The sequence below is a fragment of the Bradyrhizobium sp. 1(2017) genome (assembly GCF_011602485.2).
Taxonomy (GTDB): Bacteria; Pseudomonadota; Alphaproteobacteria; order Rhizobiales; family Xanthobacteraceae; genus Bradyrhizobium.
Map to the genome: position 1 here is coordinate 7,437,156 of NZ_CP050022.2, position 12,677 is coordinate 7,449,832.

The 12,677-nt window shown below is 64.7% G+C and carries 13 protein-coding genes; 7 read left to right on the forward strand and 6 right to left on the reverse strand.

The genetic code is table 11. The features are described 5' to 3' along the window. Nucleotides 1–10: 10 nt before the first annotated feature. Nucleotides 11–850 (reverse strand): cytochrome c oxidase subunit II, encoded by an 840-nt coding sequence (gene coxB, locus HAP40_RS35255; protein WP_166812623.1) that lies wholly within the window; start codon nucleotides 848–850, stop codon nucleotides 11–13. A 449-nt stretch (nucleotides 851–1,299) separates the two neighbouring features. Between coxB and HAP40_RS35260 the strand changes: the two genes are divergently transcribed. From HAP40_RS35260 to HAP40_RS35280, 5 genes are all read left to right on the forward strand, one after another. Beyond that, complete coding sequence (locus HAP40_RS35260; RefSeq protein WP_166812621.1) at nucleotides 1,300–1,833, forward strand: invasion associated locus B family protein; 534 nt, start codon at nucleotides 1,300–1,302, stop codon at nucleotides 1,831–1,833. A 116-nt stretch (nucleotides 1,834–1,949) separates the two neighbouring features. Beyond that, the gene (tldD, locus tag HAP40_RS35265) at nucleotides 1,950–3,377 is read left to right on the forward strand and encodes a metalloprotease TldD (RefSeq protein ID WP_166812619.1); all 1,428 of its coding nucleotides are present in this window, start codon (nucleotides 1,950–1,952) and stop codon (nucleotides 3,375–3,377) included. Then, nucleotides 3,374–4,153 (forward strand): signal peptidase I, encoded by a 780-nt coding sequence (gene lepB, locus HAP40_RS35270; RefSeq protein ID WP_166812617.1) that lies wholly within the window; start codon nucleotides 3,374–3,376, stop codon nucleotides 4,151–4,153. Before tldD ends, lepB begins: the two co-directional genes overlap by 4 nt. 23 nt (nucleotides 4,154–4,176) lie before the next feature. Next, the gene (locus HAP40_RS35275; RefSeq protein WP_166812615.1) at nucleotides 4,177–4,518 is read left to right on the forward strand and encodes an MmcQ/YjbR family DNA-binding protein; all 342 of its coding nucleotides are present in this window, start codon (nucleotides 4,177–4,179) and stop codon (nucleotides 4,516–4,518) included. A gap of 12 nt (nucleotides 4,519–4,530) precedes the next feature. Further along, the gene (locus HAP40_RS35280; protein ID WP_166812613.1) at nucleotides 4,531–5,097 is read left to right on the forward strand and encodes a nucleotidyltransferase family protein; all 567 of its coding nucleotides are present in this window, start codon (nucleotides 4,531–4,533) and stop codon (nucleotides 5,095–5,097) included. A 42-nt stretch (nucleotides 5,098–5,139) separates the two neighbouring features. Here HAP40_RS35280 and HAP40_RS35285 read toward each other — a convergent pair whose 3' ends face one another. The 3 genes from HAP40_RS35285 to HAP40_RS35295 form a co-directional block, all read right to left on the reverse strand. Beyond that, the gene (locus HAP40_RS35285; RefSeq protein ID WP_166812611.1) at nucleotides 5,140–5,733 is read right to left on the reverse strand and encodes a PAN domain-containing protein; all 594 of its coding nucleotides are present in this window, start codon (nucleotides 5,731–5,733) and stop codon (nucleotides 5,140–5,142) included. Between the two features lie 114 nt (nucleotides 5,734–5,847). After that, nucleotides 5,848–7,218 carry a glutamate--cysteine ligase gene (locus HAP40_RS35290; protein ID WP_166812609.1) on the reverse strand — a complete coding sequence of 457 codons (1,371 nt, stop codon included), beginning with the start codon at nucleotides 7,216–7,218 and terminating at the stop codon, nucleotides 5,848–5,850. 96 nt (nucleotides 7,219–7,314) lie between these two features. After that, nucleotides 7,315–7,812: a MarR family winged helix-turn-helix transcriptional regulator gene (locus HAP40_RS35295; RefSeq protein WP_166812607.1), complete on the reverse strand. Its 498-nt coding sequence runs from the start codon at nucleotides 7,810–7,812 to the stop codon at nucleotides 7,315–7,317. A gap of 126 nt (nucleotides 7,813–7,938) precedes the next feature. Here HAP40_RS35295 and gstA point away from each other — a divergent pair, with 126 nt between their 5' ends. Both gstA and HAP40_RS35305 read left to right on the forward strand, forming a co-directional pair. Continuing rightward, nucleotides 7,939–8,553: a glutathione transferase GstA gene (gene gstA, locus HAP40_RS35300; RefSeq protein ID WP_166812605.1), complete on the forward strand. Its 615-nt coding sequence runs from the start codon at nucleotides 7,939–7,941 to the stop codon at nucleotides 8,551–8,553. 112 nt (nucleotides 8,554–8,665) lie between these two features. Continuing rightward, nucleotides 8,666–9,010, forward strand: a complete 345-nt coding sequence (locus HAP40_RS35305) for a hypothetical protein (protein ID WP_166812603.1) — start codon at nucleotides 8,666–8,668, stop codon at nucleotides 9,008–9,010. 54 nt (nucleotides 9,011–9,064) lie between these two features. Here the strand turns inward: HAP40_RS35305 and HAP40_RS35310 are convergent, their stop codons facing one another. Next, complete coding sequence (locus HAP40_RS35310; RefSeq protein WP_166812601.1) at nucleotides 9,065–11,278, reverse strand: FAD-dependent oxidoreductase; 2,214 nt, start codon at nucleotides 11,276–11,278, stop codon at nucleotides 9,065–9,067. A 149-nt stretch (nucleotides 11,279–11,427) separates the two neighbouring features. Next, on the reverse strand, nucleotides 11,428–12,636 hold the full coding sequence (locus tag HAP40_RS35315) for an acetyl-CoA C-acetyltransferase (RefSeq protein ID WP_166812599.1): 1,209 nt from the start codon (nucleotides 12,634–12,636) through the stop codon (nucleotides 11,428–11,430). Between the last annotated feature and the right edge of the window lie 41 nt (nucleotides 12,637–12,677).

Genomic DNA, 12,677 nt, shown 5'->3' on the forward strand with positions numbered 1-12,677 from the left:
TGCCCGGCGCTTACTGCGTCGGGCCGGCCGCGGAGGCGTAGGTGCTGGTGCCGCCGCTCGCAAACTTCTTCTTCGCCGTCTCGACCCAGGAGGCGAACTCCTGGTCGTCGACCACGCGGATCGCGATCGGCATGAAGGCATGATCCTTGCCGCACAATTCCGAGCACTGGCCGTAATACATGCCGGTCTTGGTGGCCTTGAACCAAGTCTCGTTCAGCCGACCCGGAATGGCGTCGATCTTGACGCCGAAAGCCGGCAGCGCGAAGGCGTGGATGACGTCCGCGCCCGTGACCTGGACCCGAACCACCTTGTTGACCGGCACCACCATCTCGTTGTCGACGCCGAGCAGGCGGGGCTGCTTGTCCTGGGCCATCAGCGAGTCGAACTCGAACTTGCCGTTGTCAGGATAGGCATAGGACCAGTACCACTGCTTGCCCGTCGCCTTGATGGTCAGGTCCGCCTTGGGGATGTCGAGCTCGAGGAACAGCAGGCGGAACGACGGCACCGCGATGCCGACCAGAATCAGCACCGGAACCAGGGTCCACACCACCTCGATCAGCGTGTGGTGGGTGGTCCGCGACGGCACCGGATTGGCCTTCGCATTGAACTTGACGACCACGATCACGAGCAGCGCGAGAACGAACAGCGTGATCAGGGTGATCAGCACGAACAGGAAGTTGTGGAACCAGACGATGTTGTCCATCACCGGCGAGCCGGACTCCTGAAGCGTCCACTCCCAAGGCCTGGGTTGCCCGAGCTCCGCGGAGGCCACGCCGCCCGTCGCCAGCGTCAGACCCGCCACGGCCAATCCCAGCAACTGCCGGCCCATCCGGCCCATCGACATCCTCATGCCGTTCGCGCTCCCCTTACGAAATCACCCCAAGTGCATTCCCCTGATTTTGCGGGAAACGCTTATTCGATCCGCCCCTCTGACAAACCGCCGCGCAAGAATACCTCTAAGAGGGACTGGGGCCAGATCGCTAGAACGCCGAAATCAAGCCTCTCAAACCATAATTCTTGATCTATCGCAATGCAGTCTTGGGGCTCATCTGCCCGGCATCACCCGCAAGATATTTCCTAGTAACATCAGACAAAAATACCGTTCCCCGGCATGCTGCGGCTTGACAGCGGAATTGCCCGCGGTAGGCACTGGCAGACAGCCGCGCAGGAACCTGATTCGTGCGGGCGACGGTGATGCGCGGCGGCGCGGAATTTGCTTGGGAATTGCCTTCAAGACGCCGTCATTCCCGTATCAGTCCGCCAGGTGCGAGCGACCCAGCGAGCAGAGGGACCGACCCGATGGGGCTTTCGAGATGCATGGCAAGGCGGACTGGCGGCCCCAGGATGCTGGCCGCCCTGCTGGCGGCGATCGCCGTCCTGGCGCTGCCCGGCCTTGCCCATGCGCAGGGCGCGGTGCGCTCGGTTCATGGCGACTGGCAGATCCGCTGTGACACCCCGCCGGGCGCCCAGAGCGAGCAATGCGCCCTGATCCAGAGCGTGGTGGCGGAGGACCGCTCCAATGCCGGCCTGACCGTGATCGTGCTCAAGACCGCCGACCAGAAGAGCCGCCTGATGCGGGTGGTCGCTCCCCTCGGCGTGCTCCTGCCCTCCGGGCTGGGCCTCAAGCTCGACAACCAGGACGTCGGTCGCGCCGGCTTCGTTCGCTGCCTGCCCAACGGCTGCGTTGCCGAGGTCGTGATGGACGACAAGCTGCTCGGCCAGCTCCGCAACGCCAAGACCGCGACCTTCATCATCTTCGAGACCCCGGAAGAAGGCATCGGCTTCCCGCTCAGCCTGAACGGGCTCGGCGAGGGCTATGACAAGCTGCCCTAGGGCAGTCACTGCGGGTGAGCGATCCCTATTGTTTCCGTAATGTGAGGCCTGGCGCCCTCGCGGAACCGGTCCGAAACCATTATCTTGCCCTACATCTTCCGACAATGGACGGACGCATGACCAACCCTGCCACAACCTCCCTGCTCGACCGCGCCAATCTCGATCGCGACCAGGTTCGCAACGAGGTCGCGCGCGGGCTCGCCGGTGCCGACGACGGCGAGCTGTTCCTGGAATACAGCCAGACCGAAGCGCTGATGTTCGACAATGGGCGGTTGAAGCAGGCGACCTACGACACCTCGCAGGGTTTTGGCCTGCGCGCCGTCAAGGACGATGCGGTCGGCTATGCGCATTCCTCCGACGTCTCGCTGCCGGCGCTGATCCGCGCCGCCGATGCCGTCGCGGCCGTGCGCGGCGGCTATTCCGGCAGCTTTGCCGCCGCGCCGGCGCATACCAATGTGCGGCTCTATAGTGACGACAATCCGCTCGACGCGCCGGGCTTCGAGACCAAGGTCAAGCTGCTCGCCGAGATCGACGCCTACTTGCGCGACAAGGATCCGCGGGTGCGGCAGGTCAGCGTCAGCCTGGGCGCGACCTGGCAGGTGGTCGAGATCCTGCGGCCGGACGGCGAGAGCTATCGCGACATCCGCCCGCTCGTGCGCGTCAACGTCTCCGTCGTCGCCGGCCAGGGCGATCGCCAGGAGAGCGGCAGCAAGGGCTATGGCGGCCGCGCCGGCTATGCCGAATTCATCGAAAGCAAGAACTGGCGCGACGCCGCCGACGGCGCGCTGCGCGAGGCCCTGGTCAATCTGGAATCGATCCCGGCGCCCGCCGGCGAGATGGATGTGGTGCTCGGGGCCGGCTGGCCCGGTGTGATGCTGCATGAAGCGGTCGGCCATGGCCTCGAGGGTGACTTCAACCGCAAGAAAACGTCTGCGTTCGCCGGCCTGATGGGCCAGCAGGTCGCGGCCAAGGGCGTCACCGTCGTCGACGACGGCACCATTGCCTCGCGGCGCGGCTCGCTGTCGATCGACGACGAGGGCACCCCGACCAACCGCACCGTGCTGATCGAGGACGGCATCCTGGTCGGCTACATGCAGGACCGCCAGAATGCGCGCTTGATGAACATGAAACCGACCGGCAACGGCCGCCGCCAGGGCTATGCCCATGTGCCGATGCCGCGCATGACCAACACCTACATGCTCGCGGGCGACCGCGATCCCGCCGAGATCCTCGCTTCGGTGAAGAACGGTGTCTTCGCTGCGAATTTCGGTGGCGGCCAGGTCGACATCACCTCGGGCAAATACGTGTTCCAGTGCACCGAGGCCTACAAGATCGAGAACGGCAAGCTGGGCGCACCCTTGAAGGGCGCCATGCTGATCGGCAACGGGCCGACCGACCTGCATCGCATCCGCATGATCGGCAACGACCTCGCGCTCGACACCGGCATCGGAACCTGCGGCAAGAACGGCCAGGGCGTGCCTGTCGGCGTCGGCCAGCCGTCGCTTCTGATGGAACGCATTACAGTGGGTGGAACGGGCGCATGAGCGTGGAAGAAAAGGCAACTGTCACCACCAAGCGGAAGAGCAGCGGGTGGGCCGGGCAGCTGATGCAGCTCGCCGGCATCGTCGCCGCCGTCTTCATTGCCAAGGGCGCGCTCGCCGAGCCGTTCTACGTGCCGTCGGGCTCGATGGAGCCGACGCTGCTGATCGGCGATGCGCTGCTCGCCTCGAAATTCCCCTATGGCTACGGCACCTCGTCGCTGCCGATCCAGATCAACCTGCCGGAGACCGGCCGCGTCTTCGCGGAGACGCCGAAGCTCGGCGACGTCGTCGTGTTCCGCTGGCCCGGCGATCGCTCGCAGGCCTGGGTCAAGCGCGTCGTGGGTCTGCCCGGCGACCGCATCCAGATGCGGCAGGGCCAGCTCTTCATCAATGACCGCCCCGCCGAGCTCAAGCCCGACGGCGTCGGCGCGGCCGAGGACGACAATGGCGGCAGCGAGCCCGCCTACCGCTATGTCGAGACGCTGCCGAATGGCGTCTCGCACCTGATCTTCAAGATGCGCGAGAACGGCCCGCTCGACAATACGCCGGAGGTCACGGTGCCGCCGGGCCATCTCTTCGTGCTGGGCGACAACCGCGACAATTCCGCCGACAGCCGCGTGCCGCTGCGCTCCGGCGGCGTCGGCCTGCTGCCGATTGACAATCTGGTCGGCCGCGCGGACGCCGTGCTCGGCTCCTGGGATCTCGGCATTCGCGGCCAGCCGGTGTGGACCTGGCTCTCCGGCTTCAGGCTCGCGCGGTTCTTCACCGCCGTGCATTGAACCGATCCCAAGGTCTTGATCAAATGACCTTCGACGACGTCAGAAAATTTGCGCTGACGTGGCCGGAGGTCGAGGTCGGCACCTCCTACGGCACGCCCGCGCTGAAAGTGCGCAAGAAGATGCTGGCGCGTCTGAAGGAAGACGGCGACAGCATGGTGATGCCTGATGTCCCGATCGACGAGCGCACGATGCTGATCGAGAGCCAGCCCAAGATCTTCTATTTCACCGATCATTACGCCGATTATCCGATCGTGCTGATCCGGCTGTCCAAGGCGAAACGCGCAATCGTCGAGCCTCTTCTGCGGCGGCGCTGGCGCGGCCTCGCCTCGAAGGCGGCGCGTGCGGCGTTCGACGCCAGCCTGTAGGTCGTGGCCGCGATGGATCGCGATCGCTTCCGCGCACTTGCGCTCGAGAATCCGGTCAATGTAGCGATTATCGAGGAGCTCCATCGTCTGGGGCTGCCGGATGCGTGGCTGGTTGCGGGATGCCTGGTGCAGACGGTGTGGAACGTGATCACCAAGCGCGCGATCGACCATGGCATTTCCGACTATGACATCTTCTATTTCGATCCTGATACCTCCTGGGAGGCGGAGGACGCGGTGATCCGCACGCTGCAGGCGCGGCTCGACCATCTCGGCGCCAAGATCGAGATCCGCAACCAGGCGCGCGTGCATCTGTGGTACCCCGACAAGCATGGCCTGCCCTATCCACCGTTGACGCGCTCGACCGACGGCATCGACCGCTTCCTCACCGAGAATACGCAACTGGGCATCCGACCTGCCGATGGTGATTTCGAGGTCTATGCGCCGCATGGGTTCGACGACGTCGCGAGACTGATCGTGCGGCCAAACCGGGCCGTGAACTTTTCCGCCATCAATTACGAGGCGAAAGCTGCGCGATGGAAGGCGCTGTGGCCGGAGATCACGGTGATTGCAGCGGAGTGACCCGCTGCTCCATCCGCCTCGTCATTGCGATAGCTTCCTTGCCTACCGCACCACGCCCGACGTAAATCCCGCCTTCCGCCGCGGCGGCTTGATTTCCTTTTTCAGGAAGCAGCGCGCCTCCCGTCCGGTGTAGCCGGGACGGGCATAGGTGAAGGCGCGGCATTTGTTGTCGGCGGTGCAGGCAGCCTTGCAGGCCTCCTCGCCCTCGCCGCTCTTGAGCTCGAAATTGCGCAGATCCCCACCCGGGCGATCGATCGACGTTTCGACGCCCTCGATGCGCGGCTCGATCACGCCTGCGCCGCGCACACCGGAGATGCAGCAACTGCCGGGAACGCGTGCCGGCACCGTGTTCTTGAGCCAGCATACGGCCGAGCCGCCCTCGACGTCGGGATAGTTGAAGCTCCAGGAGCGACACCGGCGGTCGCGCTCGCACAGCAGCGCACAATCCTCGGGATCGCCCGACGTGACCGGCGTGTTGAAATAATCGCCGCCCGGGCGGTCGAACGCCGTCTGGGCCTGCGCCGGCACACTCGCGAGCGCGAGCGAAAGCAGCGCGGCGCATGCCACGACGCCTGCCAAGACCTTTGCGATCAAGACCTTTGCAATGACGCCCCCGCGCAGGCGGCCCTTCCCCATCGGAACAGCTTTCGATTTATTGACGACGCTCAGGTTTTTTTCAGCCGATCATTTGATCGCCGCAAACCTGTATGGGCGATGAACGGCTCGAGACCCGGTCGTTAGCCCATGGGACTAGAAAGCGTATTCCGCGTAGGCCGGTTCCACCGAGCCCTTCCAGGGACCATTAAACTTGTCCAACATCTCCTCGGCCGGCGTCCGGCCGGAATCGATGATGCGATCGAGCGGCTCCAGATGCCGGGTCTCGTCGCGGCCGAGCTGGTCGATCCGGCCACGCCGGCGCAGGCCGGCATGGGCCAGAACCAGGCACTCCTTGGCGATCTCGAAGAGATAGCGATCCTTGATTCGCGACTTGAAGCCGAAGCGCGGCACGTCGTCGCGCAAGGCCTGACGTTCATGCGCGCTCCAGTGCTTCACGATCTCCCAGGCGGCGTCGAGCGAAGCATCGTCATAGAGCAGCCCGACCCAGAACGCCGACAGCGCCGGCAAGCGGCCCCACGGCCCACCGTCGGAGCCGCGCATCTCGAGATAGCGCTTGAGCCGGACTTCCGGGAAGATCGTCGAAAGATGGTTGGCCCAGTCCGACAGCGTCGGCCGTTCGCCGGGAAGGTTGTTGTTGCGGCCGTCGAAGAAGGCGCGGAACGAGGAGCCCGACACGTCGATGTAGTGCTCGCCGCGCTTGACGAAATACATGGGCACGTCGAGCGCGTAGTCGACATAGCGCTCGAAGCCCATGCCGTCCTCGAACGCCCACGGCATCATGCCCGCACGGGCATTGTCGGTGTCGCGCCAGATCTCGGAGCGGAAGGAGAGGAAGCCGTTCGGCTGGCCCTCGGTGAAGGGCGAATTGGCGAACAGCGCCGTCGCGACCGGCTGGAGCGCGAGTGAAACCCGCAACTTCTTGACCATGTCGGCTTCCGAGGAGAAGTCGAGATTGGTCTGCACCGTGCAGGTCCGATACATCATGTCGAGGCCGTATTGACCGACCTTCGGCATGTAATTGGTCATGATCTTGTAGCGGCCCTTGGGCATCACCGGTATGTCCGCACGCGACCAGGACGGCGTCATGCCGAGTCCGAGGAAGCCGATGCCGAGCGGAGTTGCGATCTCGCGCACTTGCGCCAGATGCGCCATCAGCTCGCTCTGGGTCTGGTGCACGTTCTCGACCGGCGCACCGGAGAGCTCGAACTGCCCGCCGGGCTCGAGCGAGATGGCCCCGCCGCCGGTGACGTCGTAGAGGCCGATGATGTTGCCCTGCTCCATGATCGGCTCCCAGCCGAGCAGGAGCTTCATGCCTTCGAGCAGCGCGCCGATGCCACGCGCGCCCTCGTACGGCACGGGACGGTGGCCCTCGAGCGTGAACGGCGTCTTCTCGTGCTCGGTGCCCATCCGCCACTCGGACGGTGGCTTGCAGCCGGCCTCGAACCACGCGACGAGCTCGTCGCGCGATTGCAAGGGTGTCATATCGATCTGGTCTCGCGCCATATCAAACTCTAATCAAAAGCGCTTCGACCGAACGCGCGGGTGACGGGATGGTCCGCGAACCCGCCGGGCGCGCGGACGTGCTGGTTTGCCGCGCGATCATCGCGACGGTGTGCTTTCGTTGACGTTGGCGACGGGCGGCAATTTCATCTCGCCGCACGAGCAGCCCAGGCGATCGAGCAGGGTGCTGAGCTTGACCGCGTCGGCATCCGACAGTTTCGAACCGACATATTTCTCGATCGCCGCCGAATAGGCGCCCCACATCCGCTTCTGCAACTCGCGGCCGGCTTCCGTGATCTCGACGAACTGGCCGCGCTTGTCGATCTTGCATTCGCGCCGCGAGGCGAGGCCCTCGTCGACCAGGCGGTCGATCAGCCGCGAGGTCGAGTATTGCGGGATCAGCATCTGGCGTTCGAGTTCCACCGGCCGCAGCTCGCCGGTGGGGGCGCGGGATAGTTCGAGCAGCGCGTCATACCAGGCGAGCGGCGGGAACCCCGCCTTCTTCAGGTCCTGCTCGACGCAGTCGAGCACACGGCTCTGCACCCGCATCAAGCGGATCCAGGCCGAAGTTGCCTCGGTCGATGGTTTGCGTTTCATGGTCCCGCTCAAGCTCGTCGTCCGCTCTTTACCTCACTCGATGCACCTGCATCAATCTTGACTATTTCATGCAGGTGCATGTAGTCGTTCTTTCGCCCCAACCAAGCGTCACGAGGAGGAAATTCCATGAAACTGTATTATTCGCCAGGCGCCTGCTCCCTGTCCCCCCACATCGCGCTTCTGGAAGCCGGCCTGCCCTACGAGCTGGTCAAGGTCGATATCCGGGCCAAGAAGCTCGAAAACGGTGAGGATTATCTGAAGCTGAACCCCAAGGGCCAGGTCCCGGCGCTGGGCCTCGACAGCGGAGAGATCGTGACCGAAGGCCCGGTGATTGTCCAGATGATCGCCGACCGGGCCTCAGCCAAGGCGCTGGCGCCGGCCCGCGACAGTTCCGAGCGTTACAAGCTGCTCGAATGGCTCAATTTCCTCACCTCCGAGGTGCACAAGAGCTTCGGCCCGCTGTTCGCCCCGGCGCTGAACGACGAGGCCAAGGCCTTTTTCAAGGATCGCGTCATGGGCAAGCTGAAATACATCGACAGCCAGCTCGCCGGCCGCGACTACCTCATGGGACAGCAGTTCACGGTCGCCGACGGCTATCTCTTCACGATGCTGACCTGGGGCGACCGGATGAAGTTCGATCTCTCGGCGATGCCGAACCTTGCCGCCTACAAGGCCCGTGTCGCCGCGCGGCCGCAGGTGCAGGAAGCGCTGAAGAAGGAAGGGCTGGTCCAGGCAAAGTAAGCGCTCGCAAGCTGCAACAAGCGAAGGCCGGATCGACGATTCGGCCTTTTTCTTGCTGAACCGTTCGATCGGCGATCACGTCAAAGGAACATCTTCGGGAGACAGTCGCCTCATGAACATGATCGTCCTCATGACCGCCGCCGGCGCGCCGCTCGCTATGCTTGGCTTGTCGACGCCGGTCGCGCCACAGCGCGATTGCGTTTTCATCATCCACCCGCAGATCACCTCGGCGGTGTTCGAGAGCAAGGAAGGCAAGATCGTCTTTCCGGACCGGCCGACCGAATATCCCTGCAGCTACGCCAGGGCGAAGGGCGGCGCTGACATCGCCTTCACCAACCAGAATGGCTGGCGCTTCGAGGTCCGCATCGGCCGTGGCGACGAAGGCACATGGAAAGCCAGTCTCGCCGACGATGCGGTGTCGGGCCGCGCATTCTCGCCATTCGGCGACCGTAAGTGAAAAGGCCGGATCGATGATCCGGCCCCTTGTTTCTGCGTATCCCCGACGTTTCCGTCAGGCTGCCGCCTTCTTCGGCGCGAAGCGGCCATAGAAGGTCTCGCCCTTCGCCGCCATCTCCTCCAGTAGCTTCGGCGGCGTGAAGCGCGAGCCGTATTTCGCCTCCAGCTTGTGGCAGAGCTCGACGAATTTCTTCGTGCCCATGAAGTCGATGTAGGACAGCGTGCCGCCGGTGAAGGGCGCGAAGCCGAAGCCGAGGATCGAGCCGACATCCGCCTCGCGCGGATCGGTGATGACGTGATCCTCCACCGTGCGCGCAGCTTCCACCGCCTGCACCACCAGGAAGCGCTGCTTCAGCTCCTCGATGTCGAGCGTATCGGGGTCGAGCTGCTTCGGCTGAAGCGCCGACAGCCCCGGCCACAGGCTCTTCTGGCCTTTGCCCTTCTCGGGATAGTCGTAGAAGCCCTTGCTGTTCTTGCGGCCGAGGCGGCCCTGCTTCTCGACCATCTCCACCATCAGCTTCTTCTGATCGGGGTTGATGGCGTTGGGGCCGAGATCGGCCTCCGTCGCCTTCATGATCTTGAGGCCGAGGTCGAGCGCGACTTCATCCGAGAGCGAGAGCGGGCCGACCGGCATGCCGGCCATCTTGGCGCAGTTCTCGATCATCGCCGGCGGCACGCCTTCGAGGAACATCTCGTTGCCTTCGGCGACATAGCGGCCGACGCAGCGGTTGGCGAAGAAGCCTCTGGAGTCGTTCACCACGATCGGCGTCTTGCCGATCTGGCGGACGTAATCGAGCGCGGTCGCCAGCGCGAGATCGCCGGTGTTCTTGCCGAGGATGATCTCGACCAGCATCATCTTCTCGACCGGCGAGAAGAAGTGGATGCCGACGAACTTGCCCTGGTCCTTGAAGCTCTCGGCCAGCGACGTGATCGGCAGCGTCGAGGTGTTGGAGGCGAAGATCACGTCCCGCTTGAGATATTGCTGCGCCTTGGCGAAGGTCTCCGCCTTGACCTTGCGGTCCTCGAACACGGCCTCGATGACGAGATCGACGTCCTTCAGCGTGGAATAGTCCGCCGTCGGCGTGATGCGCGCGAGCAGGGCTTCGGCATCGCCAGGCTTGGCGCGGCCCTTCTTGATCTGCTCCTCGATCACCTTCTGCGCATGCGCCTTGCCCTTGTCGGCGCTCTCCTGGTCCCGATCGATCAGGACGACGTCGAGGCCGGCGCGGGCCGAGACGTAACCGACGCTCGCGCCCATGAAGCCGGCGCCGATCACGGCGATCTTCTTCACCTTGGTCGGGGCTACGTCCTTCGGACGGCGCGCGCCCTTGTTCAGCTCCTGCATCGACAGGAACAGGCTGCGGATCATCGCGGCCGCTTCCTTGGAGCGCAGCACCGAGGTGAAGTAGCGCGACTCGACGCGCAGCGCCGCGTCGATCGGCAGCTGCAGGCCCTCATAGACGCAGCTCATGATCGCGCGCGCGGCCGGATAATTGTCGTAGGTCTCGCGGCGATAGATCGCGTTGCCGGCCGGGAACATCATCATGCCGGCCTTGGAGAACACCGGGCCGCCGGGCAGCTTGAAACCTTTCTCGTCCCAAGGCGCGACGGCCTTGCCGCCGCCCTTGATCCAGTCCTTCGCCGCCTTGATGAGGTCGGCGGCGGGAACGATGGCGTGGATCAGGTTCAGCGCCTTGGCCTTCTCGACCGTGACGGGGTCGCCCTTGAGCAGGATCGTCATGGCGTCCTGCGGCGGCACCAGGCGCGGCACGCGCTGCGTGCCGCCGGCGCCGGGGAACAGGCCGACCTTGACCTCGGGCAGGCCGAGGCGCGTCTTGGGATTCTCCGCCGCCACGCGATAGTGGCAGCACAGTGTGATCTCGAAGCCGCCGCCGAGCGCGAGGCCGTTGATCGCGGCCCCCCACGGCTTGCCTGATGTTTCGATCGAGCGCAGCACCTGCGAGAAGCGGCGGCTCTGGTCGAACAGCATCTGGTTCGCGGCCGTCTCGCCCTGCTCCTTGAGAACCTTCGCGTAAGCCTGGTTCATGCCTTCGAGCATCGACAGGTCGGCGCCGGCGCAGAACGCTTCTTTGGCCGAGGTGATGACGACGCCCTTGACCGCGGCGTCGGCCGTGGTCGCCTTGACGATCGCGTCGAGCTCGCTGGTCGAGGTCTCGTCGAGCACGTTCATCGAACGACCCGGGATGTCCCAGGTGACGAGCGCGATGCCGTCGGAATCGGTCTCAACCTTGAAGTTCTTGTACGACATGTTGGTTGCTCCTCGGTGCCGCAGCCATTGTCAGGCGCGGCGGTTGACTGTGATCTCGTAGGGTGGGCAAAGGCGGTCTTGCGCCGTGCCCACCATCATTCGCGAAGACAGCAGAGGTGGGCACGCTTCGCTTTGCCCACCCTACGCAGTTACACGCGCTCGATGATGGTCGCGGTGCCCATGCCACCGCCGATGCACAGCGTGACCAGGGCGGTGGACTTGTTGGTACGCTCGAGCTCGTCGAGCACGGTGCCGAGGATCATCGCACCGGTCGCACCAAGCGGATGGCCGAGCGCGATGGCACCGCCATTGACGTTGATCTTGGCGTTGTCGATGTCGAAGGCCTGGATGTAGCGCAGCACGACCGAAGCGAAGGCCTCGTTGAGCTCGAACAGGTCGATGTCCGACTTCTTCATGCCGGAACGTGCGAACAGCTTTTCGGTGACGTCGACCGGACCGGTCAGCATCATCGCCGGCTCCGAGCCGACATTGGCGAATGCGCGGATCTTTGCGCGCGGCTTCAGGCCGTATTTGGCACCCGCCTCCTTGCTGCCGAGCAGCACGGCGCCGGCGCCATCGACGATGCCGGAGGAGTTGCCGGCATGGTGCACGTAATTGACGCGCTCGATCTCCGGATGCGACTGCACCGCGACGCCGTCGAAGCCGCCCATCTGCGCCATCATCGTGAACGACGGCTGCAGCTGCGCCAGCGACTGCATCGTCGTCGAGGGCCGCATGTGCTCGTCCTTGGCGAGGATGGTGAGGCCGTTGATGTCCTTGACCGGCACGATCGACTTGTTGAAACGGCCCTCATCCCAGGCCCTGCCCGCGCGCTGCTGGCTCTGCACCGCATAGGCATCGACGTCGTCGCGGGAGAAGCCGTATTTGGTCGCGATCAGATCGGCCGACACGCCCTGCGGCATGAAATAGGCCGGCACCGCCATCGAGGGATCCATCGGCCAGGCACCGCCGGATGCGCCGATGCCGACGCGGCTCATCGATTCGGCGCCGCCGCCGATGACGAGCTCATGCTGGCCGCTCATCACTTGCGCGGCGGCAAAGTTCACGGCATCGAGGCCGGAGGCGCAGAAGCGGCTGATCTGCACGCCGGGCACGGCTTCGCCGAGGCCGGCCTTCAGCGCGGCAAAGCGCGCGATGTCGCTGCCGGCTTCACCGACCGGATCGACCACGCCGAGCACGACGTCGTCGACGGAATCCTCAGGCAAGTTGTTGCGATCCTTCAGCGCCTTCAGCGGCACGGTCGCGAGCGCGAGCGCCGTGACTTCGTGCAGCGCGCCGTCCGCCTTGCCGCGGCCGCGCGGGGTGCGAACGTGGTCGTAGATGAATGCCTCAGGCATGACGCCCTCCTGATGTGTTGTTCAGATCCGATTGGGAGCAG

Bases quoted from the DNA above. Each gene is read 5' to 3' on its own strand.
- coxB (WP_166812623.1), bottom strand. From the start codon at position 850: ATGAGGATGTCGATGGGCCGGATGGGCCGGCAGTTGCTGGGATTGGCC.
- HAP40_RS35260 (WP_166812621.1), top strand. From the start codon at position 1,300: ATGGGGCTTTCGAGATGCATGGCAAGGCGGACTGGCGGCCCCAGGATG.
- tldD (WP_166812619.1), top strand. From the start codon at position 1,950: ATGACCAACCCTGCCACAACCTCCCTGCTCGACCGCGCCAATCTCGAT.
- lepB (WP_166812617.1), top strand. From the start codon at position 3,374: ATGAGCGTGGAAGAAAAGGCAACTGTCACCACCAAGCGGAAGAGCAGC.
- HAP40_RS35275 (WP_166812615.1), top strand. From the start codon at position 4,177: ATGACCTTCGACGACGTCAGAAAATTTGCGCTGACGTGGCCGGAGGTC.
- HAP40_RS35280 (WP_166812613.1), top strand. From the start codon at position 4,531: ATGGATCGCGATCGCTTCCGCGCACTTGCGCTCGAGAATCCGGTCAAT.
- HAP40_RS35285 (WP_166812611.1), bottom strand. From the start codon at position 5,733: ATGGGGAAGGGCCGCCTGCGCGGGGGCGTCATTGCAAAGGTCTTGATC.
- HAP40_RS35290 (WP_166812609.1), bottom strand. From the start codon at position 7,218: ATGGCGCGAGACCAGATCGATATGACACCCTTGCAATCGCGCGACGAG.
- HAP40_RS35295 (WP_166812607.1), bottom strand. From the start codon at position 7,812: ATGAAACGCAAACCATCGACCGAGGCAACTTCGGCCTGGATCCGCTTG.
- gstA (WP_166812605.1), top strand. From the start codon at position 7,939: ATGAAACTGTATTATTCGCCAGGCGCCTGCTCCCTGTCCCCCCACATC.
- HAP40_RS35305 (WP_166812603.1), top strand. From the start codon at position 8,666: ATGAACATGATCGTCCTCATGACCGCCGCCGGCGCGCCGCTCGCTATG.
- HAP40_RS35310 (WP_166812601.1), bottom strand. From the start codon at position 11,278: ATGTCGTACAAGAACTTCAAGGTTGAGACCGATTCCGACGGCATCGCG.
- HAP40_RS35315 (WP_166812599.1), bottom strand. From the start codon at position 12,636: ATGCCTGAGGCATTCATCTACGACCACGTTCGCACCCCGCGCGGCCGC.